The 23,939-nt window shown below is 70.7% G+C and carries 18 protein-coding genes; 3 read left to right on the top strand and 15 right to left on the bottom strand.

Annotated features, from left to right (window positions below; all coding sequences use genetic code 11):
* Positions 1-65: 65 nt before the first annotated feature.
* The 12 genes from ACFY2X_RS08005 to mtnA all read right to left on the bottom strand — a co-directional run bounded on the left by ACFY2X_RS08005 (position 66) and on the right by mtnA (position 15,556).
* The gene (locus ACFY2X_RS08005) at positions 66-689 is read right to left on the bottom strand and encodes an ATP/GTP-binding protein (protein ID WP_389934066.1); all 624 of its coding nucleotides are present in this window, start codon (positions 687-689) and stop codon (positions 66-68) included.
* Positions 670-1,056 carry a DUF742 domain-containing protein gene (locus tag ACFY2X_RS08000; protein ID WP_389934064.1) on the bottom strand — a complete coding sequence of 129 codons (387 nt, stop codon included), beginning with the start codon at positions 1,054-1,056 and terminating at the stop codon, positions 670-672. The genes ACFY2X_RS08005 and ACFY2X_RS08000 overlap by 20 nt, the downstream gene beginning before the upstream one ends.
* Entirely contained in the window at positions 1,053-1,478 is a 426-nt protein-coding gene (locus ACFY2X_RS07995) for a roadblock/LC7 domain-containing protein (RefSeq protein ID WP_389934061.1), read from the bottom strand. Before ACFY2X_RS07995 ends, ACFY2X_RS08000 begins: the two co-directional genes overlap by 4 nt.
* A 97-nt stretch (positions 1,479-1,575) precedes the next feature.
* The gene (locus ACFY2X_RS07990; protein ID WP_389934057.1) at positions 1,576-3,999 is read right to left on the bottom strand and encodes a nitrate- and nitrite sensing domain-containing protein; all 2,424 of its coding nucleotides are present in this window, start codon (positions 3,997-3,999) and stop codon (positions 1,576-1,578) included.
* 213 nt (positions 4,000-4,212) lie between these two features.
* Positions 4,213-5,844 carry a prenyltransferase/squalene oxidase repeat-containing protein gene (locus ACFY2X_RS07985; RefSeq protein ID WP_389934054.1) on the bottom strand — a complete coding sequence of 544 codons (1,632 nt, stop codon included), beginning with the start codon at positions 5,842-5,844 and terminating at the stop codon, positions 4,213-4,215.
* The gene (locus ACFY2X_RS07980) at positions 5,841-6,722 is read right to left on the bottom strand and encodes a terpene synthase family protein (protein ID WP_389934051.1); all 882 of its coding nucleotides are present in this window, start codon (positions 6,720-6,722) and stop codon (positions 5,841-5,843) included. The genes ACFY2X_RS07985 and ACFY2X_RS07980 overlap by 4 nt, the downstream gene beginning before the upstream one ends.
* Positions 6,719-8,113: a cytochrome P450 gene (locus ACFY2X_RS07975; protein WP_389934048.1), complete on the bottom strand. Its 1,395-nt coding sequence runs from the start codon at positions 8,111-8,113 to the stop codon at positions 6,719-6,721. The genes ACFY2X_RS07980 and ACFY2X_RS07975 overlap by 4 nt, the downstream gene beginning before the upstream one ends.
* 520 nt (positions 8,114-8,633) lie before the next feature.
* Complete coding sequence (gene meaB / locus ACFY2X_RS07970) at positions 8,634-9,602, bottom strand: methylmalonyl Co-A mutase-associated GTPase MeaB (protein ID WP_389934046.1); 969 nt, start codon at positions 9,600-9,602, stop codon at positions 8,634-8,636.
* The gene (gene scpA, locus ACFY2X_RS07965) at positions 9,586-11,763 is read right to left on the bottom strand and encodes a methylmalonyl-CoA mutase (RefSeq protein WP_389934044.1); all 2,178 of its coding nucleotides are present in this window, start codon (positions 11,761-11,763) and stop codon (positions 9,586-9,588) included. Before scpA ends, meaB begins: the two co-directional genes overlap by 17 nt.
* On the bottom strand, positions 11,760-13,511 hold the full coding sequence (locus ACFY2X_RS07960) for a methylmalonyl-CoA mutase family protein (protein WP_389934042.1): 1,752 nt from the start codon (positions 13,509-13,511) through the stop codon (positions 11,760-11,762). The genes scpA and ACFY2X_RS07960 overlap by 4 nt, the downstream gene beginning before the upstream one ends.
* 66 nt (positions 13,512-13,577) lie before the next feature.
* Complete coding sequence (locus tag ACFY2X_RS07955; RefSeq protein ID WP_389934039.1) at positions 13,578-14,342, bottom strand: peptidoglycan-binding protein; 765 nt, start codon at positions 14,340-14,342, stop codon at positions 13,578-13,580.
* Positions 14,343-14,560: 218 nt separating this feature from the next.
* Positions 14,561-15,556 (bottom strand): S-methyl-5-thioribose-1-phosphate isomerase, encoded by a 996-nt coding sequence (mtnA, locus tag ACFY2X_RS07950; protein WP_389934035.1) that lies wholly within the window; start codon positions 15,554-15,556, stop codon positions 14,561-14,563.
* Positions 15,557-15,602: 46 nt separating this feature from the next.
* Here mtnA and ACFY2X_RS07945 point away from each other — a divergent pair, with 46 nt between their 5' ends.
* Both ACFY2X_RS07945 and ACFY2X_RS07940 read left to right on the top strand, forming a co-directional pair.
* Positions 15,603-17,180 (top strand): protein kinase, encoded by a 1,578-nt coding sequence (locus ACFY2X_RS07945; protein WP_389934032.1) that lies wholly within the window; start codon positions 15,603-15,605, stop codon positions 17,178-17,180.
* Positions 17,181-17,272: 92 nt separating this feature from the next.
* Positions 17,273-18,379 (top strand): DUF5925 domain-containing protein, encoded by a 1,107-nt coding sequence (locus tag ACFY2X_RS07940; RefSeq protein WP_389934029.1) that lies wholly within the window; start codon positions 17,273-17,275, stop codon positions 18,377-18,379.
* Positions 18,380-18,434: 55 nt separating this feature from the next.
* On the opposite strand, the gene ACFY2X_RS07935 is transcribed toward ACFY2X_RS07940, so the two are convergent.
* Positions 18,435-18,707 carry a CGNR zinc finger domain-containing protein gene (locus ACFY2X_RS07935; protein ID WP_389934026.1) on the bottom strand — a complete coding sequence of 91 codons (273 nt, stop codon included), beginning with the start codon at positions 18,705-18,707 and terminating at the stop codon, positions 18,435-18,437.
* Between the two features lie 165 nt (positions 18,708-18,872).
* On the opposite strand from ACFY2X_RS07935, the gene ACFY2X_RS07930 reads away from it, so the two are divergent.
* Positions 18,873-19,529, top strand: coding sequence for a pyridoxal 5'-phosphate synthase (locus ACFY2X_RS07930; protein WP_389934024.1), 657 nt, complete (start codon positions 18,873-18,875; stop codon positions 19,527-19,529).
* Positions 19,530-19,620: 91 nt separating this feature from the next.
* On the opposite strand, the gene ACFY2X_RS07925 is transcribed toward ACFY2X_RS07930, so the two are convergent.
* Positions 19,621-22,503, bottom strand: coding sequence for a DUF6493 family protein (locus ACFY2X_RS07925; protein WP_389934021.1), 2,883 nt, complete (start codon positions 22,501-22,503; stop codon positions 19,621-19,623).
* Positions 22,500-23,876, bottom strand: coding sequence for an SWIM zinc finger family protein (locus tag ACFY2X_RS07920; protein WP_389934018.1), 1,377 nt, complete (start codon positions 23,874-23,876; stop codon positions 22,500-22,502). The genes ACFY2X_RS07925 and ACFY2X_RS07920 overlap by 4 nt, the downstream gene beginning before the upstream one ends.
* Between the last annotated feature and the right edge of the window lie 63 nt (positions 23,877-23,939).

Here is a 23,939-nt window from a genome sequence, read left to right as displayed (position 1 = left end):
TCTCCACGGCCCGGGGCACACGGCCTCCGGCGGCGCCCCCGCCACGGGGGAGAGCCGCCCGGCCGTCACGTCACCGGCGCCGTCCCCCCGGAAGCCGACGCCGTGCCGAGCCGTATCTTCATCGCGTGCTCCACGAGGGCGATCAGCACCTCTTTGCCGGATTCCCGCTCCCGGGCGTCGCACAGCACGATCGGGATGTCCGGGTGCAGGGTCAGCCCGAGCCGTACCTCGTCGAGGTCGTAACGGCGGGCTCCGTCGAAGCAGTTGACCGCGACGATGAAGGGCGTCTCACGCCGCTCGAAATAGTCCAGGGAGGGGAAGCAGTCGGCCAGCCTGCGGGTGTCGGCCAGGACGACCGCGCCCAGCGCGCCGAGGGCCAGCTCGTCCCAGAGGAACCAGAACCGTTCCTGTCCCGGGGTCCCGAACAGGTACAGCCGATAGGCGTCGCCGATGGTGATTCGGCCGAAGTCCATCGCGACCGTGGTGGTCTGCTTGGTCTCCACCCCGAACAGGTCGTCGACCCCGATGCCCCGGTTGGTCAGCGTCTCCTCGGTGTGCAACGGCTCGATCTCGGAGACCGCGCCGACCAGGGTGGTCTTACCGGCCCCGAAGCCGCCCGCGACCAGGATCTTGATGGCCTTGGGCAGCTTGACACGCCCGGCGTCACGACTAGAGCGCACGGAGTCCATCGAGCACCGCCCTGTACAGCCTTTCGTCGTGCATGTCGATCTCCGAATGAGGTTCTTGCATGGCGATAAATCCCTGGTCGAGCAGGTCGCTGAGCAGGACACGGATGGTGCCTGCCGGAAGGTTCATGTGCGCGGCGATCTCCGCGACCGACTGCGGCTGGCGGCAGAACCGCACGATCGCGGAACACTCCGGGTCGAGGCCGGTCTCCTTCGAGGAGGCGGAACGGACGCTCACCGCCAGCGTGATGAGGTCGATCTTGCCCTGGGTCGGTTCGGTCCTGCCACGAGTCAGCACGTACGGCCGGACGATCGGCCCGGCCTCCTCCCCCACCCACTGTGTGTCGGGATGCTCTTGGAAGGGGTTCATCTCGAAGTGTCGTCCCTGGCGGCATCCGCTCGCGCGGGCGAGGTGAGGTACTGGCCGACCCGGGTGACGAGCATGGCCATCTCGTAGGCCACGAGGCCGACATCGGCCTCGTCCGCGCAGAGCACCGCCAGGCAGGCTCCCTGCCCGGCCGCGCTCACGATCAGGTATGCCGATCGCATCTCGATGATGGTCTGGCGTACCGCCCCGCCGTCGACCCGGTCGCTGACTCCCCTGCCCAGGCTCTGGATCGCCGATCCCACGGCGGCCAGGTGCTCGGCGTCGGCCCGGTCGAACCCGGCCGACGCCGCCAGCAGCAGGCCGTCGGTGGAGAAGACGATTCCGTGCTCGGCTTCCTCCACTCGCGCGACCAGGTCGTCCAGCAACCAGGCCAGGTCGGTGAAAGATCCTGTTCCCTGCACCACTCGTTCTCCTCTTCCTACCGGCGAAGGTTCGGTCGCCGGCCTCTAACGGATCATCGACGCCAACCCGGCACGCGCACAATCGAGATCGTCACCGGCATCACATCGGGGGCTCACCGCCGTTTGCGGTCTCGCCGTCCTGCGTGAGCATCTGCGCGGCGTCGGAGCGGCCGCGGCGCGTGCCGTCTTGGAAGGACGCCATGGCCGAGCGGATCATCTCGGGTGAGCGCTCGTCGGCGTCGTCGGATGGAGGGGCCGAAACCGGCTGATCGTCCAGCAGTGGAGCGGCGAGGTGCGTCTGGGGGACGCGGCGTGGCAGGCCGCCGGGCGTGTGGCTGGTGTCGGGCGGGGGCATGACGGGGGGCAGCGGCGCCGCGGAACCGTCAGCGGGCGCGGGGCGGCTCGCGATCGGATAGGCGGCCTCCTGCCGCTTGGACGGCACTGCCCGAACGGGCTGATCAATGTCCTGATCTGTCCCGCCGATGTCTGCCCGGCCGAAGGGCCCGGCGTCACCGGCGATTCCCAGCGGATCGGCATCCCGGCCACGCGGCCCGGCGACGGGTGTTCCGTACTCCACCTCGCCGGCACCGGCCGTACGGGCTCGCGGAACACCGGCGCCGACGGTGACCTCGGGCTCCGCCTGCTCCCTGATCAGCTCTTGCGGCACCAGGACGACGACCGTCGTGCCACCGTACGGCGAGGCCTTGAACGTCACCCGGATCTCGTGCCGTTCGGCCAGGCGGCTGACCACGTACAGCCCCAGACGGGCGTTGCCCGACAGCTTGATCTCGGGAGGGTTGGCGATCCGCTCGTTGGCGCTGGCGATGTCCTCCGGGCTCATGCCCAGGCCCCGGTCCTCGATCTCCAGCGCGTACCCGTGACCCACGACGTTCCCGCTGACCTGCACCGTCGTGTAGGGCGGGGAGAAGGAGGCCGCGTTCTCGACCAGCTCGGCGACCAGGTGGATGACGTCACCCACGGCCCGCCCGTCCAGCGAGACGTCTCCCAGGGGCAGCACGTCCACCCGGGTGTAGTCCTCGATCTCGGCCAGCGCGCCACGGACGACGTCGATCATCGGGACCGAGTCGCGCCACGCGCGGCCGGGCGCCGCGCCGGACAGGACCAGGAGGTTCTCGGCGTAGCGGCGCATGCGGGTCGCCAGGTGGTCGAGCCGGAACAGGTCGCGGAGTTCCTGCGGGTCGTTCTCCCTTCGCTCCATGACGTCCAGCACGCTCAGCTGGCGGTGAACGAGCGACTGGGTACGGCGGGCGAGGTTGCGCAGGATGTCGGCGATGTCACGCCGGAGCTGGGCCTGCTCGGCCGCGACCTTGATGGCGGTTTTCTGCACGGCGTTGAACGCCTGGCCGACGTGGCCGATCTGGTCGTCGCCGAACTCCAGCGGCGGCGCCTCGGCCGCGACGTCCACCTCCTGCCCGTGGCCGATCCGCTCCACCACCGAGGGCAACCGCTCGTTGGCGAGGTCCCAGGCCGCGATCCGCAGCTTCTCGAGCTGCTGAACCAGAGCCCGCGCCGTGGTGATGGACAGGATGACCGAGGCGATGACGGCGATCAGGCCCAGCCCACCGGCCAGCGTGAGCCGTACGATGACACCGACGGCGACCGGGCCGGACCGCTCCACCACGCCCTTGCCGGCCGTAAGCACGAGCTCCGCCAGCTTGGAATGCGCCGGTTGCGCGGTGGCACTCCACCGCTGAGCATCCACCAGCCCGGCCGGCACCGCGTTCCCGTCCTTGATCAGCAGCTCTTCCATACCGCGCAGCTGGGTGAACTGCTCACTGCCGGCCAGCCGCCGATAGGCCTCCTGATCGGCGGCGGGCAGGTCGTCCGCCGCCTGGTTGGTCATGAAACGCCGGGTACCGACGATCTGCGTGAGCCTGACGCGATCGCCGTCGGTGAACTGACCCACCGTCAGCGCCCCTACCACCAGGGCGTCCTCCTGAGCCAGCATGTCCCGGGCCCTGTTCATCTCGATGAGCGTCCGGGTGTCCTTGGCGATCTCCTCGTCGTCCAGTGTGGCCATCGAGTCGTAGACGCGGAAAATGGCGTCGATGGCATCGGTGAACACCGTGACCGCCCGAGTCTGGTCCATCCGCCCGGCGTCGACCGCCTTGCGTGCGACGGCCAAGCCGTCCAGCAGCCGACGGGTCTCGGTGATGCGGTGCTCGAGAGCCGCGCTTCCTAGAACTTCCACACCCCTGCTGCCGGTGAGTTCCCGGAAGTTCGCACCGGCCTCGTCAGTGCGCTTGCGCTGAGCGGCCAACGCCGCCTGCCGCTGACGCTCCGTGCCGAGTTCGCCCAGTGTGATCGCGGTGAGCCGTCGTTCAGCCTGCAACTCGACGATGAGCCGCTCGCTAGGTTCGGCCACATCGGCGTTGAGGGTGGCCACACCCAACATGTTGAGACCGTCACGAACCGTCACCCACGCCGTGAACGCCCAAAGCGCCGTTAGCGACACCAGCAGCGCCGTGACCTTGGTCCGCAAGCGCGCGTTGCGCAAGCGCATAGCATCCACCCCGGGGAAACAGAAAGAAATAGATGGAACGTTTTATGGCAATCAACGTATACACGTTAGTGGTTGCCGTGTTGCACGGATCAGCAGGACATCCCGCATCACACCCGTCGCACCCTAGCAATGTCACCAAATACACTCAAGGCGAGACCGACCAAAGCGACCTTCTGTCCTATTTATGAATTTACGGCCGATTTTCAATGCGAGTTACTCTCCTGTAATATTCATTGCCCGCTCCGCTAGATGAAGTGCGCCGAGGACCACCGCCCGGACGATCGCCACCGGTAGATAGAGGTCCTTGTCGACCCAGAGCGGTGCTTCGTGATCACGGATGGCCGAGAGACGGCGATGGCCACGCTCCACGGCCTCCCACGCCCGCCCCTCACGCATGGCGCCAGTCAGCAGCAGGGTCTGCAGCGCGTAGGCGGTCTCCTCCGCGGTGCCCTCCCATAGGCCCCACGACCCGTCCCGGCGCTGAGTGTCCAGCACCCAGTCCACGGCTCTGTCCACCGCGCCCTTCGACTTCTCGCCACCGAACTCGCTCAGTGCGATTCCGCAGCAGGCCGTGGCGTAGTAGGGCGAGACGTGCCACCGGTCCAGCCAGTTCCCTTCCGCTTCCTGACAGCCGCGCAGCCAGGATGTGAGCTTGGTCACGACGCCCGCGTGGCGGGACTCTCCGCCGCACCGGCGCACATACTCACCGAAGGCGTCGAGCACATGCGCGTTGGTCGTCGGAGACATCCCCTCCTCTCCACTCCAGGTGCAGAAGTGACTTTCAGCCTCGAACGCCCACAGACCCTCCGGCTCGCGCGGCTCTCCGAGCAACGCCAGCGCGTACAAGGCCACGGAGGTGGTGTCGGCGTCGGCCGGCAGCCCCGGCCCTGCAGCGATCCCGTCCCGGCCGAGTCCATCCCGCAGGCTCGCGGACAGCTCCGGCGGCACGTCCACGGCGATGCCTGCGCGCAACAACCAGCTCAGTGTCCAGCCACGTTCGAACACGGTGATGGGGACAGCGCACGGCACCGGTCCGCCAGAGGAGGTCGCGATCGCCTCCAGATACCGTCGCACGGGCGCTCCGCCCCTGGCCGACCACCCTGAGCGGTGCGAGGTCACACCGTCTTCCAACTTGGAAACGGCACCGTCTTCGGGTTCGAGCAGCGCGGCCAGCCAGGCGGCGCTCGCCCCGGGAGAGGCCCCGACGGCCGCCATCCCATCGGGCATCGGCGTGGGAACGATCCCGGAGGCGGCCACCGCTTCTTCGCCCGCGACCTCCAGCGCATGGACCAGTTTCTGGGGAATCGCCACGCCTGACCTCAGCCACGCCCTGACCGCTTCCAGCTTGGTGTCACTCATCCCCTGAAACGGCCCCGGCACGTCGAGGTGACCGTTGATCAGGGAGAGCAGGGACGGCACGATGAGTTCGATCGCGGGCGTGTCCGGCAAGGGCTCTTCCTGGCCTTCGAGCCACCAGCCCCGCACGGCCTCCAGTCCGCGGTCGGCGACCTTGGCCAGGAGGCCGGAGTCGGTGCAGGGAGCCTCCCGCCGGCACTCAGCAAGAAGCGCCTCGACCGCGCTCAGGGTGGGGACGAGGCCGTAATCACCGGGCGGGCCCCAGCCGCCGTCCGCTCGCTGGGTGGCGAGCAGGAAGTCGATCCGCTCGGCGTGCCCGGCCAGCCACGGCGCCAGGCTCGCCACCCGGCCGGTCTCGTACGGCGAGGCGGACACCTGCCCCCACGGCTCGGCCAGCAGTCCGGCAATCAGCTCACGCGCCTGGGCGACCACACTGGTCTCGGTCGGGGTGCCCGACGCCGGATGGGCGAAGAGGCCATCGATGCTCACAACATCCCCCAGTAGTCACCGACCTGGTAGAAGCCGGCGCAGAAGTCCATCTGCCGTTCCATGTAACCGGCCAGCTCCGGATGGGCGTCCAGCGAGGCGATCAGTCTCCGGCCCCGGGCCACGAACTCGGCGAGCCGCTGCTCGACCTCTGCGCGGCCGTCGCAGAGCAGGAGCGCGTTGAGATCCCCCCAGGTGACGTCCCGCTCGTAGGTGCCCAGGTCGTTGAGGAGACGGATGACCTGTTGCACGGCCCAGCTCGCCTCACGCAGGCGATCGACGTCCCCGACCGGGCCGTGGCCTGTGACGTGGATCCAATGGGCGGCGAACACGAAGGAGAAACCGAGGTTGTCGGCGTTGCCGAGATATTCCTCGAACGTCGGCCTGGCCTTGTCGCTCTTCCAGCGCCACTCCATGAGCATCCCGTCCAGCATGCGGCGCAGCTCGTCGCGCCACACCGGTCCGAGCTCGGGGAACGCGGGTGAGAGCGAGAGCTCGTCCCGGATGTCGGCGAGCATGCGGGTGAGGTCGTCACCGGAGACCGGCGGAGCGCCCGCGGCCACGTTCAGGCATCGCCGGGCGATGTCCTCAACCTCCTGCCCCGAGGTGGCGACGTAGTCGACGAGCCAGTCCAGTCCGAACGCCCAGAGGGAAACCTTGTTCGCCATCCGCAACCGCTCGGCGGTGAACCAGGGTCCGCTGAAGGCCATGGCCAGGGACAAGGTGCTGTAGAGAGCCGCGTCGAACGGCTTGGCGGAGAACAGGCCCGGGTAGGTCTCCGCCCATTCACGCATGTCCCGCTGAGACCGCCCGGCTCCGGCGCAGATCGCCCCGCACTCCGCAGCCGTCAACCGGATGCTGGGATCGGGCCGTGTCGTCATCGGAGAACCCCGTTCCGATCGTGCCCGGCGAAAGATACGCCCAGCTCGACCTTCTGCTTGGGACGCAGTGAGGCGGCCCAAGCCAGGGTGAACGGCCCCGGAGTGCGTATCGCCACGCGGAACCGGCTGAGGATGGAGGCGACCACAAGCGGCGCTTCGACGTAGAACAGGTGCTCGCCCAGACATTTGTGCGGACCTCCCCCGAAGGGGAAGTAGGCGTACCTATGCCTGCGCTCTCCGTTCGCCGACCTCTCCGGAGAGAACCGCTCGGGATCGAACTCATGCGGGCGCTCCCAGAACTCCTCCAGCCGCTGCGTGGCATAGGGGCAGATAAAGATTGTGGAGCCGCGCTTGACTCGCACGCCGCCGATCTCCGCGTCCTCCATGACCTGCCGGGGCAGGAGCCATCCCGACGGGTACAGGCGCAGGGTTTCTATCAGGACCATGCGGGTGTAGCGGAGGTGGGGGATGTGCTCAGGACGCGCCGGTCCCGCACCGACCACTTCGTCGATCTCCTCCTGGAGCCGGACCGCGACCTCCGGGTGCTCATCCAGCAGCAGCCACAGCCAAGTAATGATCATCGCACTGGTCTCGGACGCCGCGGCATACACGCTGACCATGGCGTCGCGGATCTGCCGCTCGGTGAGCCTGTCGCCCTTCTCGTCGGTGAACCGGCAGAGCATGGAGATGAGGTCGGGGCTGTCGCCGGTATCGACCATCGCCTTGCGGACCACGGGGAACACCACGTCGTCGATTTGCTTGACGGCTCTCAAGAAGGCCCGGTCACGAGGTACCCGGATGGAGTAAGGCATGAACGGCATGAGGAACCGATAGACGAGCGAATGGGACGCCAGGTCGAAGGCGGGGATGATGCGCTCCCCGTCCTTTCGATCCAGCTTGTCCCCGAACAGCACCCGGTTGACGATGAAGCTGAGGATGCCGGACATCTCCGCGGTGGCGTCGATGCTCCGTCCCGCCCGAACATGCTCGTCCCATTCCTCGATGCGTTCGGCGACACGGTCGGCCACCTCATCAGCGATCGCTGCGATGTACCGCGTGGTGAACAGGGGCTGCAAGATCTTACGACTGTCCCGCCAATGCGCGCCGTCACTCATGACGCTATGTCCGAAGAGCCGCTCCAGGGGCCGCCAGAACATCCCCACACGCTGGTAGTTCGTCCACTCCAGGCGCATCACTTGCTGGACGTGATCGGGGTGGCTCACCAGATAAGGACGGAATGGTCCTAGTTCCAGCCGGACGATCTCTCCATCGGCCTCCTGCGCGAACTTCACGAGCGCACCCGCCGCTTCGCGCGCCAGTCTCGGCAGAGCCCGGTGGATCGGAACAGGTCTCGCCCGCCGAACGGATCGGGCGGCCGTGTCGGTCGGCATGCCAAGCTCTCCCAACTGTGCCCCGCGAACCGCACAGCATGACAACCGCTCATGGCGACACGTGAGCCGTGCGAGCACAACTCGGGGCCGGCCATTCCGTCATGGCGCCGCCCCGCATGGAAATCGGGTTAGGGCCGGCCGGCCGGCAGTCCTTCCACGGCCTTCCCATGCCTCGCCATATGCCTGCTTTCACACTCGCGCGTCCGAAGAGCCATCTATTGCGATATTCGTAACTCTCGGCACAAATATCACATGATCGACCAGATGATCAAGTCTGAGGTCAGATACAGCCCTGGCATCGCTGAAGATGAATCATGTCAATTAAATGAGAATTAACATAAATGCAACGGGCAACTTATTCTCTTGACATAATTTCACATTCCATGTTATGGCGCTACGCTCCCGCGAGCGCCTCCCACAGCGCGGAAGGAGGGGCCTATCCGCGTCGCTCCGACTCGCCCCCGGCCCGAAAGGAGCTGGAAACCCAGACGGGCCTGTGCACGTGAGGCGGGCGATCGCATCAATGCCTGAAGGCCTCCAGGAGACGATCCGCCGCGAGGGAGGGGGTCAGGGTTCCGGCCTCGACCTCCCGCTCGACTTCGGCCGCGATCGCGGCGACCTCCGGATGCCCGCGAAGCCTGGCCAGCAGGCGCTCGGTCACCAGGGACCAGGTCCAGCCGACCTGCTGGTGACGGCGGCGGGCGGCGAGCTCGCCGGAGGCCGCCATGCCGTCCTGGTGCCGGACGATCTGCCGCCAGAGCTCCTCCAGGCCGGTGCCCTCGCGCCCGCTGCAGGTCAGCACCGGCACCGTGCGCCCCGAGCGGAGCAGCCGCAGCGCCCCCGCGAGCTCCCTGGCCGCCTTCCTGGCCTCCGGCTCGTCCGGGCCATCGGCCTTGTTGACCGCGATCACGTCGGCGAGTTCGAGCACGCCCTTCTTGATGCCCTGGAGCTGGTCGCCCGTCCTCGCCAGGGCCAGCAGCAGGAAGGTGTCCACCATGTCGGCGACGGCGGTCTCGGACTGGCCGACGCCGACGGTCTCCACGAGCACGATGTCGTATCCCGCCGCCTCCACCACGACCATCGCCTCGCGGGTCGCCCTGGCGACCCCGCCGAGCGTGCCCGAGGTGGGCGAGGGGCGGATGAAGGCGTCGGGGTCGGCTGCCAGCCGGGACATCCTGGTCTTGTCGCCGAGGATGCTGCCGCCCGTCCTGGTGGACGACGGGTCGACGGCGAGCACCGCCACCCGGTGGCCCTCACCGACCAGGAACATGCCGAGGGCGTCGATGAACGTCGACTTGCCGACGCCCGGAACGCCGGTGACGCCGACCCTGCGCGCCCTTCCGGCGAGCGGGGTCAGCTCCACCAGCAGCCGCTGGGCCAGGTCCCGGTGGTCGGCCCTGGAGGACTCCACCAGGGTGATCGCCCGTGCGATCCATACCCGGGAGCCCTCCTTCACTCCCTGGACGTAATCCTCAAGCGTCCGCGGCATGGCCCAGCCGGGTGAGCAGGTCGCCGAGCAGCCCGCGGGCGGCGTCGGCGATCACGGTGCCGGGCGGGAAGATCGCCGCGGCTCCGGCCGCGCGCAGCTCGTCGAAGTCGCCCGGCGGGATGACGCCGCCGACCACGATCATGATGTCGTCGGCGCCGAGTTCGGCGAGCGCCTCGCGGAGGGCGGGCACCAGCGTCAGGTGCCCGGCCGCCAGCGAGGAGACGCCCACCACGTGCACGTCGGCCTCGACCGCCTGGCGGGCGACCTCCTCGGGCGTCTGGAACAGCGGGCCGACGTCCACGTCGAAACCGAGGTCGGCGAAGGCGGTGGCGATCACCTTCTGGCCCCGGTCGTGGCCGTCCTGGCCCATCTTGGCCACCAGGATCCGGGGACGGCGGCCTTCCAGGCGCTCGAACTCGGCGCATGCCGTACGGACCTCGTCCACGCCGGACCCCACCTCCTCGCGGTACACCCCGGAGATCGTACGGATCTGGCCCGCGTGCCGCCCGAACACCCGCTCCAGGGCTTCGGAGATCTCCCCGACCGTGGCCTTGGCGCGGGCCGCCTCGATGGACAGCGCGAGCAGGTTGCCCTCGCCCGCCGCTCCCTTGGTGAGCGCCTCCAGCGCCTGGGCCACCCGGTCGGCGTCCCGCTCCTCGCGCAGGCGGCGGAGCTTGTCGAGCTGCTGGGCGCGGACCGAGCTGTTGTCGACCTTGAGCACCTCGATGGCCTCGTCCGCGTCGGGCCGGTATTTGTTGACGCCGATGACCGGCTGGCGCCCGGAGTCGATGCGCGCCTGGGTGCGGGCGGCGGCCTCCTCGATGCGGAGCTTCGGCAGGCCCTGGTCGATCGCCTTGGCCATGCCCCCGGCGGCCTCGACCTCCTCGATATGCTCCCAGGCCTTGCGGGCCAGCTCGTGGGTGAGCCGCTCGACGTAGTAGGAGCCGCCCCAGGGGTCGATCACCCGGCAGGTGCCCGACTCCTGCTGGAGCAGCAGCTGGGTGTTGCGGGCGATCCGCGCGGAGAAGTCGGTGGGCAGGGCCAGGGCCTCGTCGAGGGCGTTGGTGTGCAGCGACTGGGTGTGCCCCTGGGTGGCGGCCATCGCCTCGACGCAGGTGCGCACGACGTTGTTGAACACGTCCTGGGCGGTGAGCGACCAGCCGGAGGTCTGCGAGTGGGTCCGCAACGACAGCGACTTGGGGTTCTTCGCCCCGAACCCGGACACCAGGCGCGCCCAGAGCAGCCGGGCGGCCCGCAGCTTGGCGACCTCCATGAAGAAGTTCATGCCGATGCACCAGAAGAACGACAGTCTCGGCGCGAACCTGTCGATGTCCAGGCCCGCCTCGACGCCCGCCCGCAGGTACTCCACGCCGTCGGCGAGGGTGTAGGCGAGCTCCAGGTCGCACGTGGCCCCCGCCTCCTGGATGTGGTACCCGGAGATCGAGATCGAGTTGAACTTCGGCATCCTCTCACTGGTGTAGGAGAAGATGTCCGAGATGATCCGCATCGACGGGCCGGGCGGGTAGATGTAGGTGTTGCGGACCATGAACTCCTTGAGGATGTCGTTCTGGATGGTCCCCGCGAGCTGCTCGGGCGCCACCCCCTGCTCCTCGGCGGCCACGATGTAGAGCGCGAGCACCGGAAGCACCGCGCCGTTCATGGTCATCGACACGCTCATCCTGTCGAGGGGGATCCCGTCGAACAGCTGCCGCATGTCGTAGATGGAGTCGATCGCCACACCGGCCATGCCGACGTCTCCGGCCACGCGCGGGTGGTCGGAGTCGTAGCCGCGGTGGGTGGCCAGGTCGAAGGCGACCGACAGGCCCTTCTGCCCGGCGGCCAGGTTGCGCCGGTAGAAGGCGTTGGACTCCTCGGCGGTGGAGAACCCGGCGTACTGCCGGATGGTCCACGGCTGGTTGACGTACATGGTCGGGTACGGCCCGCGCAGGTACGGCGCGGCACCCGGGTAGGTCGAGAGGAAGTCCAGCCCGTCCAGGTCGGCGGCCGTGTAGAGCGGCTTGACCCCGATCCCCTCGGGCGTCTCCCACACCAGGTCGTCCGGGCTCTTCCCGGCGGCCTCCCGTACGGCCCGCGCCCAGCCGGCCGGGTCCTGGGCCGCGGGTTCTCCCTTCAGCCCGATCTCGGAGAAGTCGGGAATCATCGAGCCACCCCCAGGTCGTCGAAGGTCGTGCGGAGCACGCCGAGCGCGTCGCACCCGGTGTAGAGGTTGGCGTCCACGCCTGCGTACTCTCCCTTCCCTGCCAGCCAGACCTTTCTCGCCCCCGCGCCTCTCAGCGCGGCGGCCACGGCTTCGGCGTGCTCGCCGTACAGCCTGTCGCTGGAGCACAGGCAGGCGACCTTCGCGTCGCTCCCGGCGAACTCGGCGGCGATCCGGCCGGGGTCCGTGCCGGACCCGCCGCTCACCGTGGCGATGCCTCCGGCCTGGAACAGGTTGGCCGCGAACGACGCCCTGGCCGTGTGCGCGGCCACCGGGCCGATGGTCGCCAGGAACACGCTCGGCCGGACCGGCTGGGCGTCGGCCAGGTCGCGCAGCGCCTCGAACTCCTGGGCGTAGTGGACGCCCGTGTCCTCGCCGGGCCGCGGCGCCCGGGCGGGAAGGCTTTCGGCGAGGTTCGGGAACTCGCTCACGCCGGTGATCGGGTCACGGCGGTGGGCGATGTTGTCCGACCGTCTCTGCCAGGTGGCGGCGATCCGGCCGGCGACGATCCCCGACTCCAGGGCCGCGGCCATGCCGCCCGCGCGCTCGATCTCCTGGAACCACTCCCAGGCCTTGCCCGCCAGGTCCTCGGTGAGCCGCTCGACGTACCAGGAGCCTCCGGCCGGGTCGATCACCCGGGCCACCCCGGCCTCCTCGACGAGCAGCGCGTGGGTGTTGCGCGCGATGCGGCGGGCGAAGTCGGACGGCAGTCCGAGGCGGGCGTCGAAGGGCTGCACGGTCACCGCGTCGGCCCCGCCGGTCCCGGCGGCGAAACAGGCCAGCGTGGTGCGGAGCATGTTCACCCACGGGTCGCGGGCGGTCATCATGGCCGAGCTCGTCACCGCGTGCTGGCGCTGCCCGGCCCCGGCGCCCCGCACGTTGCACACCTCGGCGACACGCGCCCACAGCTTGCGCGCGGCGCGGAACTTGGCGATGGTGAGGAACTGGTCGGCGGTGGCCGCGTAGCGGAACTCCAGCTGCCCGAACGCCTCCTCTGCGGTGAGGCCGGCGCCGGTCAGGGTCCGCAGGACCGCGACTCCTGCCGCGACGGAGCAGCCGAGCTCCTCGGCGTCGCTCGCGCCCGCGTCGTGGTACGGCGTGCCGTCCACGACGATCGCCCTGAGGTCCGGAAACTCCGCGGCGCAGCGCCGGGCCAGCTCGATCGCGGTCCGCGGGTCGCGCAGCGGGTCGGCGCCCAGGTTGCCGGCCAGCGCGCCGGCCTTCTTCTCCCCGGCCACCGCGAACAGCGCCTCGGCCGCCTCGCGGGTGCGCTCTCCCGCGTCCAGGGTGATCGAGATCAGCTCCAGGTGGACCCGCTCCAGGACGCGGGACAGGTCTTCGGGCGCCAGGGCCAGCCACAGCGAGGTGACCCCGTTCTCCAGGTCGGCGAGAACGGCCTCGGGGTCGGCCACCTCATGCCGTTGCCGGACGTCCCAGGCCCCGCCCTCCGGGCGGGATCCGCGGATGAAGGGCGCCGATCCCGGCAGGCCGGGATCGGCGGGAAGGTCCGAGGCGTCGTAGAGCGGGGCGACGGTCACGCCGTCGTAGGTGACGGAGGCCAGCGCCTCCTCGGGAGAGCCGGTCTCGACCCCGGACTTTCGCAGGACGCCGAGCGCCAGCTCCCGCCACCGTTCCCGTGTGGTCGCGGGGAAGTCAGCGGCCGATCGAAGTTTCTCAGGCGGCACCGTCATGCACCGGATAGTAAGCGCAGCCGCTGAAGAACATTCTTCCGGGGTCCGATCACACCGCCGGGCGGGTCAGGTGACGGGTGCCTCCCAGGCGGCCTCCCAGGTGGTGCGGTTGACGGTGCCGGTGGCCGACAGGCCCTTCTCACGCTGGAATCTGCGGCAGACGTCGCGGGACGCCTCGCCGTACAGGCCGTCGACGTCGATGTTCCAGCCGCGCCTGCTCATCTGCCGCTGCCAGGTGCGGACGTCCTCGCCGACCATGACCGGGGGATATTTCAGGACGCGGCCGGGGAAGGGCGGGTGCGGGCCGGGAGGCTCGACGGGGCCGCCGGGCCGGGGCGCCCCCCGCCTCACCCAGTCGTACAGCGGCTCGCCTGGGCAGTCGGTGGAGTAGCCGTCCCGGTGTCCTTTGATCTCCCGGCCGGCGCCGCCCCTGTCGCGGAGGTATTCGACGGCGTCGAGGATGCCGTGCAGGATGTCGTCGGTCGGCCGGGTGAGGCCGGTCGAGCCGACCATGCCGAGCACGGCGTAGTGGCCGCTGTTGAGCCCGGGGCCGTTGGCGGCGGGGATGTGGTGGGGTCCGCGTCCCTCGAACACCTTCTGGTGCGGACAGCACAGCAGGCTGTAGCCGATGTCGATCCAGCCGTTCCCGTCCATGTGGAAGCCCTGGATGGACCTGACCAGGGCCACACATTTCTGATGGTCGTCGACGATGGCCGGATCGACGTGCCCGCCGGTGTAGTGGACCTTCACGCCTCTGGTGGAGGAGATCGACGAGTACGAACCACGAGGGGGGCGGGCGCCCCAGTCGCGACGGGACACGATGTCAGCCACGGATGTCTCCAGGGGGCCGGGGGAGGTCGGGGACGGGAAACCCGCTCGGCGTGTTACACATCAGACATTATCGATAACACCCCGTTACATGGAGTGTTTTACTCAAATACGATCAGCCACCATATCGTCACACTTCAGAGAGGGCCTGGACCAAATGCGGATCTCCCTCTTCCACATCCCGAAGGCGCCGAAACCACCGGACGGCGGTCACGCGGCGGTCATATCGTGCCGGCCACCAGCGCCTCGCCGGAGCCCGGACGGATGACCCGGCGCTCGGTGACGATCGCGGTGATCAGATCGTGCGGGGTCACGTCGAATGCCGGATTCAGGACGCCCGTTCCTTCCGGCGCCAGCCGTACATCGCGCACGGAGAGCACCTCCGCCGGGTCGCGGTCCTCGATCTCGATCCGGCTCCCCGTCGGGGTGGCCAGATCGACGGTGCTCTCCGGGGCGACGACGATGAACGGCACGCCCGCGCGGTGGGCGCCGAGGGCCAGGGCGTAGGAGCCGATCTTGTTGGCGGTGTCACCGTTGGCGGCGATCCGGTCGGCGCCGATCAGCACGATGTCCGCGCTCCCCCGGGCCAGCAGGAACGGCCCCGCGGAGTCGACGACCAGCCGGTGCGGAGCGCCCATCCGGCCCAGCTCCCACGCGGTCAGCCGGGCTCCCTGGAGGAGCGGCCGGGTCTCCAGCGCCAGCACCTCGGCCAGCTGCCCCCGCTCGTGCAGGGTCTGCGCGACGCCGAGGGCGGTGCCGCGCTCCACCGCGGCCAGGCCTCCGGTGTTGCAGACGGTCATGATCCGCACCTGGTCACGCCCGGTGAGCTCGCGCACCAGGTCCGCGCCCCGCTCCCCCATCGCGCGGCAGGCCGCGATGTCCTCGTCCCGGATCTCCAGCGCACGGCCGAGCACCGCGCCGAACCCGCCGTCCAGGCACTTGAGTGCCTGGTCGACGCCCCAGGCGAGATTGACGGCGGTCGGGCGGGCGCTCCGCAGCCGGGCCGCCGCGTCGGCCGGATCCGGTTCGGTGGCCACCGCGAGCGCGACGCCGAGCGCTCCGGCGACGCCCAGAGCGGGCGCCCCTCGTACGGCCAGCCGCCGGATGGCGTCGATGAGCCCGTCCACCGTGCCGATCCGGACGACGCGGCACTCGCCGGGGAGCAAGGTCTGGTCCACAAGCTCGATGGCTCCGTCAACCCAGTCGATCGTCCTCATACCTCAACCTAAGCCCATCACGGGCGGCCATCGGTAGCCTTGCCTCATGGCGGTGACCCCCCTGACGCCGGACGACCCGGACCGGCTTGGCCCGTACCTTCTGGCGGGCAGGCTCGGCGAGGGCGGCCAGGGCGTCGTCTACCTCGCGCACGCGCCCAGCGGCGAGCCGGTCGCCGTCAAGTTGCTGCTCCGGAGCGACCCGGAGACGCGGACGCGGCTGTCCCGGGAGCTCGCGGCGCTGGAGAGCGTCGCGCCTTTCTGTACGGCACGCGTGCTGGCGGTGTCGGCGGACGGGCCCCGGCCCTACGTGGTGAGCGAGTTCGTGGACGGGCCGTCCCTGCAACAGCGGATCCGGGAGCGCGGGCCGCTGCGGGGCGGCGAACTGGACCGCCTGGTGGTCGGCACGGCCACCGCCCTGGCGGCGATCCACGCGGCCGGGGTCGTGCACCGGGACTTCAAGCCCTCCAACGTGCTGCTCGGCCCGGACGGCCCGCGGGTGGTCGACTTCGGCATCGCCAGGAGGGAGGGCGCCTCCACGATGACCTCCGGCCTGATCGGCACCCCCGCCTACCTGGCCCCCGAGCAGATCGCCGGGGCCCCGGCCTCGGCGGCCTCGGACGTGTTCGCGTGGGCGGCGACCATGGTCTGCGCGGCGAGCGGCCGGTCGCCGTTCGGGGCCGACACCGTGCCCGCCGTACTGCACCGGATCCTCACCCACCAGCCGGACCTGTCCGTCCTGCCCGCCAGGCTCGCCGGGCTGGTCGCCTCCTGCCTGGACAAGGACCCCGCGGGCCGCCCGACGGCCCGTGCCCTGATGGTCGGCCTCGTGGATCCGGGTCCCCATGGCCCGCCCTCCACCGAGGACCCGGTCAGGACAGGCAGCCGGATCGCCTCGGTTCCCGGCTCCGCTCCTCCCAACCCCGCTCCTCCCGGTTCCGCTCCTCCCACCCCTGCTCATCCCGGTTCTGCTCATCCCGGTTCTGCTCTTCCCGGCGACACCGCTCCCGGCCAGTCCTCCGGCCTGACCACGCACGGCCTCGGGCCGCGTCGCCGCGGGATCGTCACCGGCGCGTTCCTCGCGGGAACGTCGCTCGTGATCGCCGGTGGAGTCGCCGCCTGGCTCGTTCTCGGCAACCGCCCGGCCACGGTCACCCAGAGCACGACGCCGACCACGGCTTCGCAGGACGGTGCCCGGCAGTCCTCACCCGCCCCGGTCGCGAGTTCCTCCGGCGCCACCACCGCCCCCACTCCGCAACCGGCCGGAACCGGGGCCTCCCGGCGGCCCGCGAACGGCCGGAAGATCCCCGACTCCTTCGCCGGAACCTGGTCGGGTCACATCAAGCCCAGCATCGCGCTGGGCCTTCAGGAGCACGACGTGAAGATCGGCCTCACCGCCGGCAAGAGCTCCGGGACCTGGGAGGAACCGACCTCCGGCTGCGCCGCCGTACTCGACCTCACCAAGGTCACCTTCACGACGCTCACCTTCGACCTGAAGCCCGACAGACCCGATGACTGCGTCCCTGGCACGCTGGCTCTCACTCACGACGGCGACGCCCTCTCCTACCACTGGGTCGACGGTCTCGGCTTCGGCACCTCCTACAGCGGCGACCTGACCAGGCGCTGATCCAGCCGGACGCGACGGCCCCGGAACGGAGCGGCGAACCACTTTCGAAAATCTTTCGACCTTTGTGATGGCAAAAGAGGATCATTGCCGACATGTCTGTACTCAAGGAAGTACATTTCACACCGGAGCAGCCGGCGGAACTACCGGTGAATATCGTCGTCGACGACAGCGACACGGCGATCGACGTGATCGACGCGCTCGCGCTGTCGCCGTTCGCCACGGGCGCGCAGCCCTGGTCGCGAACCATGAGCCTGGAGCGCGTCCGCCCTGACGCCACGCTGATGCCGTCCGCCGGAACGCTCGCGAGGGCCGCGACGGAGGAAGACGGCCGCGACTCCCGGCTGGTGTGCGGAGAGGGCTGGACCCTGCGCGTGGTCCGCTACCGCAACCGGGCCGCCCTCGTCAGCGTGAGCGCGGTCAGCGAGGAGCTCGCCCGCTCGGTGCTGGAGGAGGTCACCAAGGACGTGGTGGAGCCCGCTCCCGAGGACGACCACGTCGAGATGGGCTTCTGGTGGCAGAGCCCGCACGGCAGCCGCCGCTCGGACAAGCCGATCACCGCCGTCCCGTGGGCGGACGTCAGCGGCAACTACGCCAAGGCCGTGCGGAACCAGTTGTCCCGGCTCATGTCCGTCAAGCCCGCCGACGTGCACGGCCGCCTGATCCTGCTGCACGGTCCGCCCGGCACCGGCAAGACCACGCTCCTGCGCACGCTCGCCCACGAATGGCGGTCGTGGTGCCAGGTGGACTGCGTGCTCGACCCGGAGCTGCTGTTCGGCTCCCCCGGTTACCTGATGGAGGTGGCGGTGGGTTCCGACTGCGAGGAGCACGGGAAGAAGTGGCGGCTCCTCGTGCTGGAGGACTGCGACGAGCTGATCAGGTCCGAGGCCAAGGAGACGGTCGGGCAGGGTCTGTCCCGGCTGCTCAACCTGACCGACGGCCTGCTCGGGCAGGGCCGTGACGTGCTGGTGGCCATCACCACCAACGAGGACCTCACCCGCCTCCATCCGGCCGTGGTCCGCCCGGGGCGCTGCCTGAGCCAGATCGAGGTGGGCGCACTACCGTACGAGGAGGCCGTCGCCTGGCTCGGCGATTCCCAGGGGATCTCGCCCTCCGGCGCCACCCTGGCCGAACTGTTCGCCCTCCGCGACGGCGTGGCCGGTCCCCCGGAGGCTCAGGAGACCCTCGGCCTCTACCTCTGACCGCCGCGAGAAGGTGCCACCTCGCAGCCGGGAAGGGGCGTCACCCGGCGGGCGTCTAGCCGCCGTGGTGGCGGCGGTAGTGGCGGGCGACGCGGGCGCGGTTGCCGCCGGAAGGCTTGCACCAGGACTGGCGGGGATCGTCTTTGACGAAGTAGTGCACGCAGCGGGGAGCCTGGCAGGCGCGCAGGCGCAGCCGGTCGTCGCTCGCGAGGAAGTCCATGGCCGTCCTGGCCAGGGCTGATGTGAGCAGGAGCAGCGGGTCGGCCGCCGCGGGGCGCTGCCGTACGCGCGGGGGTTCGTCCTGCGGCCATTCGAGGAACGGTGTCATGGGCACGGCCTCGGCGAAGGCGTTGAGCCGTTCGACGGCCGCCCGCGGGTCGAGCAGCGTGGCGACGTCCGCTCTGCCGGGCGGGACGGGGTGGACGGCATGGGCGAACTACGCTGCTCACTACAGTCCCTAACGTTTCATTGACTCAAAAACATTAGGGGTGACATGCCTGTCGCCGATCTCCGGCAGCTTCTCCGCGGGCTGCCGGTGTTCCCCGATTCCATGCCCGGCTTCGACACGGCCGCCGCGCCCGGCGATCCGGGCGAGCTGTTCGCCGAGTGGCTGCAACACGCGGCCTCCGCGGGAGTGCCCGCACCGCACGCGATGACGCTCTCCACCGTGGACGATGGGAACCCCACCGCGCGGGTGCTCATCCTCAAGAACCTGGTCGGCCACGACTGGCAGTTCGCCACCGGCTCCAACAGCCCCAAAGGCCGCCAGCTCGCCGCGCATCCGCACGCGGCGCTGACGTTCTTCTGGCCCACGGTCGGCCGCCAGATCCGCGTCCGCGGAGCCGTACGGCCCATGAGCCGGGGCGACAGCGCCCGCGACTTCCTGGCGCGCCCGCTCGGCTCCCGGGCGGAGGCGCTGGTCGGGCGGCAGAGCCAGGTGCTGGCCGACCCGGCCGAGCTCGACGCCGCCCTGGCCGAGGCGTACGCGCGGGTCGAGAACGACCCCGAGCTCGTCGCCCCGCACTGGACCCTGTACGGCCTGCGCGCCGAGCAGGCCGAGTTCTGGCAGGGCGACGCCGAGCGGCGGCACACCCGGCTGCGCTACTCGCGCACCGGCGACACCTGGTCGAAGGAGGTGCTCTGGCCGTGACTCCCGGGGGCCTTGGCCCTGAACCCGCCCCGACCTGGAGCCCTGGCCCCGAGCCGCTCGGGCCGGGGGTCCTGGTCTCGGCCCTGAGGGGTCAGGCGCCGGTGAGGAGGCCGTGCAGGCGGCGGCACTGGCGGGCGAACGCGGTGGTGGCCTTGCGTTCCGCGCACGAGGCGAGCTCGGGGATCCCCCCGCGCGCGCCGGCCCATCCGGCGACCGTGACGCCCAGGGCGACGAGGTCGGTCACACCGGGGCGTGGCTTCTCCCCCGCCCCCGGCAGCGCGTACGGCAGCGCCGCCCGGATCACCTGCCACACCTCCCGGTGCGACCCCTGCCGGGCCGCGTCCTCCAGCGCGGCCACCGCCCACGACAGTTTCAGCTCCGTCCGGTCGGTCAGCGGGATGAGCTGCCGTGCGAGCGCCTCCGCGGGGAGACCGCCCCCGGCCGCCATCTGCAGCACGACCTGCACGCCCTGGAACGAATCCTGGCGGGCCAGGAGCAACGCGAGCAGGAGCCCCGTCGGATCACCCGCCGGACCCTCTGAGGCGAGGAGCAGTTCGACGTGACCCTCCTTCAGCCGGTCCCAGGGGTGCAGCACGTGCGGCAGATAATGGGCGGCGACCACGTCACGATGCGAAGGCAGGACCGTGTGCCATCGGTCCATGTGGCCGCCGTGTTCTCCTTGCCCCCAGCGCCCCTCCGGGACCCCGGAGAACAGCTCGTCGATGAAGGCCAGCCCGGTCGGCTCGGCTCTCAGTCGCACGTCCATGCCCACCTCGAAGGTGCCCCGCGGTTCCCGCTCGTCGAAGTAGTGCTCGCGCATGTTGTCGGAATGATCCCAGTACATCCAGCGAACGCCGGTCTCCGGCTCGACCGGGCCGTCCTTCAGCCAGCGCGCCGCCCGGCGTCCGGCCTCCGAGGTCAGCCGCCCGGCCCGAGCGACGACCTCGGGGTCCACGGTTCTCGGCAGCCGGAGCAGCGCCTGCTGGAAGTCGGCGGGCAGCGGCTCGGCCCCGGCGGCCTCGACCGTCTCCATCCGGTTCAGGAACTCCGCCGGGTCGAGATGGCCGGTGGAGCTGGTCGGGGTGGCCAGAAGGGTCGGCGGGAGCACATCCGCCTTGAGCGCGCCGAGCACCTCGGCGCACCGCCGCATGAGGAACCGGTGCGGCCGGGAGACGGTGTTTTCCCGGGGCAGCCGGGGAACGCCGGACTCGAAGACCTGGGGCTTCTCGACCGGCGGCCCGGGATCCGTGCCCGGGGAGACCAGCTCCTCGGCCATGGCCACGAACCATTGCATGGGCCAGTGCCAGCTCTCCTTCTTGTAGTGCTCGTACAAGAGACCGCGGGCGAAACCGGTCAGCGCGGCGCGCAGCGCTTCCCGGTCCTCGTGCGCGAACCTGACGAAGCCCGCCAGCCAGTTCTCGTCCAACTGCCAGGTGCGGGGCCGTGGCAAGCTCGCGAGCTCGGCGATCGTGCCTATGAGTGCGGGGAACGGCCCCGGTGGTTCCGGCGCGTCGAGCACCGGCGGGGTGAACGCCTCGTGCGTCCCCTCCAGTTCGGCCTCCCCCGCGACGGCCTCGGCCAGCTGCCGGCCCAGGTCGGGCGGGAGTGTGGCGAGCGCCGCGCGCAGCGTCTCCGCGCCCAGCGGGGTGAAGTGCGCCGCGTGCTTGACCGCCAGGCTCACGGCCCGTTCCTGTACGGCGTACGCCTCGTGGCCGAACGCCGACGCCAGGGCCGGGGCCAGCTCGTCGGCTCGTTCCGGCGACTGCCGTACGGTCTGATCGAGCCAGGTCAGCCCGGCGCGTACCAGTCCGCTCTCGGCCCGGAACAGCAGGTCCGAAAGGGCTTCGGTCACGTCGGCCGGGTCGAGGTGGCCGAGGCGGCGCAGGTGCTTGAGCGACAGCTCGGCGACCGGGCCCGGAGCGGCCGGCAGCAGACGCAGGTAGTCGCGGGCGCGGGCCTCCACCTCGACGGAGGTGGGTTCGAGCAGCTCGTGGAGGCGGGCGAAGAACCTCAGGTCCGGGCCGTCTCCTCCGCGCAGGAAACGGCTGACGCAGCCGTCCAGCAGCATCTCGCGCGACACCCCGCCCTCCTTGCTGAGCGTGGTCAGGGCGGCGAGCCAGGAGTGGGGCTGGAGCGGCCGGCTCCGCTCGTCCCGCAGGGCGCGGCCGACACCCTCGGCCTCGAAGATCCTCGGCAGCAGTGTGTCGAGGAGCGGGTCCTTGAGGAGTTGGCGCGCGCTCGGCGTCGTGGAGACCCAGCCGACCACGAGCGGATCGTGCTCGGGCGGGGTGGCGCCGGTGTCGCGGAGCAGGGCGAGCGCCAGCGGGAGCGCGGGGTCGGTCTCCCTGCGCCGGGCGCGCAGGCGCAGGGCGAGCCGTACGGCGAGGTCGGCCCGCCACTTCTGGGGGCGCGCGCCGATCGCCCGCAGGATCAGGGAGATCTCATCGGAGGAGATCTCGCTGTCGGCGAAGTCGCGGCGGCCGATCCAGGCGGCCGCGGCGGCCGCGCCGCCGATGGTGGCCACGCCCGCGATCCGCATCAGGCGGATCCAGTCGTCCTCTCGCCGGTTCAGGGCCCAGATCTCGCTCCAGTCGTCTCGCCCATGCGTCTCGTCGTCCTCCCCGTCCTGCTCGTACGCGTTCCGGCCGGCCAGTTCCCGTTGCCGCCGCAGCTCGGCCCGGCGCGCTTCGCGCTCCTCCTGCACGCGCTCGTAGTTCTCCCAGCGTGCCTGCTGGTTGGCGGCGGACCGCGCGCGCAGGACGGGGATGTGGCCCGGCAGCTCGCGGGCCACCTCGCGCCGCCCGGCGTCGTCGAGCTCGGCGAGCCGGGCGATGAGCCGGTATGTCTCGCGGGTGCCGACGAGGTCGCGGGCCAGCTCGCGCTGTCCGGCGTCGTCGAGCTCGGCGAGCCGGGCGATGAGCCGGTATGTCCCGGGGACGTCGATGAGGTCGCGGATCTCGTCCCATACGGTCATCGGGAGGGCTCCCAGCCTTGAAGGGCCTGCGCGGCGGCGGAGGATTCCGCGCCGGGGGTCTCCCGGGCGGCGATGCGGGCGGCGAGCACATGCTTGCACGGACCGCGCGAGCCGCGGTGGTCGTACCACCAGGGGCAGGTGCACGACCCGGCCTCCAGCCGGACGGCGCGGACACCGCCGCTCGTGGTCACCTCGGCGGAGTCGGGGCCGGTCAGCCGGACGTCGCCCGCGCCGACCAGCGCGCGGGCGGAGGTGAGGCGGGGGTTCAGCGCCGCGACGTGGTCGCGGTCGTAGGGCAGCTCGCGGTGGAAGTGGGCGGCCTCGGCGAGGTCGTAGCCGACCCGGCCGGCCGTGCCGAGCTGGGTGAGCGCGGCCCGGACCCGCTCGGGGGCGAGGCCGGAGCGCTCGGCGAGCAGGCCGAGTTCCAGGGTGGGCTCGAAGTTGAGCAGGACGCCGACCAGGTCGGCGTCGTCGGCCACCTGGTCACCGGAGAGGTCGGTGAGGACCGCGCCCTCCCCGGAGAAGCCGCGCCAGGCCTGCGGGGACAGGGTCAGTGTGTAGCGCATGCCGGGCAGTTCCAGCTCCCACGCGCCGGCCCCGGACTCGTCCGCCGGGCCGTACACGCGCAGGGCCTTGGCGAACCTGAGCAGCGGCATCATCGTCGCCAGCCGTCCGACCCCGGCCAGGTGGATCCCGCCGGGCGCCTGCCGTTCCGAGACCCGCAGCTCCCGGCCGTTCGGGACGGCCCACACCTCGGCCGCCGCCCTCTTGGGCAGACCTCGCAGGAACCGTACGGCCTGCGGACCGGGCAGCTCCGCCCGCAGGTCGAACCCCGCGGCGATCACCTGGACCTCGGCGAACCCGCGCAGCCACCGGCCGGGCAACGGCACCTTCTTCTCCACCACCGCGCCGTCGAGCGTGGTCACCGTGACCTCGTCGGGCCCGACGCCCACGTGCAGCGGGTCTCGCCCGCCGACCCTGGCCAGCGCCTCGCGCAGCGGGTTGTTCACGTCCACGTTGGTGGTGCCGCGATCGAACACCTCCCCGTCGAGGGCGGGGCCCAGCACGTCGAGCCGGGAGTAGACGCCGCCGCAGGCGGAGAACGACTCGAACCGGAGCCGGTCGCCGCCGCAGGTCACCACCGGGTCGCGGGTGTATCCGGGTTGCGGGCGGTGGTAGCGCGCCAATGCCACGTCGGCGACCGCCAGCAGCCCCGCCGCGGCGGGCGCGGCCTGGGTGAGCAGCCCGCTGAAGAACCGGGGGTGGTCGGTGAAGCCCGTGGCCGTCCGTCCTCCGGAGGTCGACAATCCCAGATGGCCCTCCGAGAGCGTGGAGGGTCCGGCGTAGGAATACGCCTGCACCGCATTCGTCATGTGGCGGACAGTAGGGATCTGCACCGACAAAACATGATCGGCCAGGCGGGGCGGGGTGGGGCA

The sequence above is a fragment of the Streptosporangium sp. NPDC000396 genome (assembly GCF_042898655.1).
Classification (GTDB): domain Bacteria; phylum Actinomycetota; class Actinomycetes; order Streptosporangiales; family Streptosporangiaceae; genus Streptosporangium.
Note: the sequence above shows the minus strand (reverse complement) of the source record. Positions and strands in the feature narration are given on the sequence as shown.

What these genes read in the sequence shown, in the direction of transcription:
- ACFY2X_RS08005 (WP_389934066.1), bottom strand. Translation starts at nt 689, where the DNA reads ATGGACTCCGTGCGCTCTAGTCGTGACGCCGGGCGTGTCAAGCTGCCC.
- ACFY2X_RS08000 (WP_389934064.1), bottom strand. Translation starts at nt 1,056, where the DNA reads ATGAACCCCTTCCAAGAGCATCCCGACACACAGTGGGTGGGGGAGGAG.
- ACFY2X_RS07990 (WP_389934057.1), bottom strand. Translation starts at nt 3,999, where the DNA reads ATGCGCTTGCGCAACGCGCGCTTGCGGACCAAGGTCACGGCGCTGCTG.
- ACFY2X_RS07980 (WP_389934051.1), bottom strand. Translation starts at nt 6,722, where the DNA reads ATGACGACACGGCCCGATCCCAGCATCCGGTTGACGGCTGCGGAGTGC.
- ACFY2X_RS07975 (WP_389934048.1), bottom strand. Translation starts at nt 8,113, where the DNA reads ATGCCGACCGACACGGCCGCCCGATCCGTTCGGCGGGCGAGACCTGTT.
- meaB (WP_389934046.1), bottom strand. Translation starts at nt 9,602, where the DNA reads ATGCCGCGGACGCTTGAGGATTACGTCCAGGGAGTGAAGGAGGGCTCC.
- scpA (WP_389934044.1), bottom strand. Translation starts at nt 11,763, where the DNA reads ATGATTCCCGACTTCTCCGAGATCGGGCTGAAGGGAGAACCCGCGGCC.
- ACFY2X_RS07960 (WP_389934042.1), bottom strand. Translation starts at nt 13,511, where the DNA reads ATGACGGTGCCGCCTGAGAAACTTCGATCGGCCGCTGACTTCCCCGCG.
- mtnA (WP_389934035.1), bottom strand. Translation starts at nt 15,556, where the DNA reads ATGAGGACGATCGACTGGGTTGACGGAGCCATCGAGCTTGTGGACCAG.
- ACFY2X_RS07945 (WP_389934032.1), top strand. Translation starts at nt 15,603, where the DNA reads ATGGCGGTGACCCCCCTGACGCCGGACGACCCGGACCGGCTTGGCCCG.
- ACFY2X_RS07940 (WP_389934029.1), top strand. Translation starts at nt 17,273, where the DNA reads ATGTCTGTACTCAAGGAAGTACATTTCACACCGGAGCAGCCGGCGGAA.
- ACFY2X_RS07935 (WP_389934026.1), bottom strand. Translation starts at nt 18,707, where the DNA reads ATGACACCGTTCCTCGAATGGCCGCAGGACGAACCCCCGCGCGTACGG.
- ACFY2X_RS07930 (WP_389934024.1), top strand. Translation starts at nt 18,873, where the DNA reads ATGCCTGTCGCCGATCTCCGGCAGCTTCTCCGCGGGCTGCCGGTGTTC.
- ACFY2X_RS07925 (WP_389934021.1), bottom strand. Translation starts at nt 22,503, where the DNA reads ATGACCGTATGGGACGAGATCCGCGACCTCATCGACGTCCCCGGGACA.
- ACFY2X_RS07920 (WP_389934018.1), bottom strand. Translation starts at nt 23,876, where the DNA reads ATGACGAATGCGGTGCAGGCGTATTCCTACGCCGGACCCTCCACGCTC.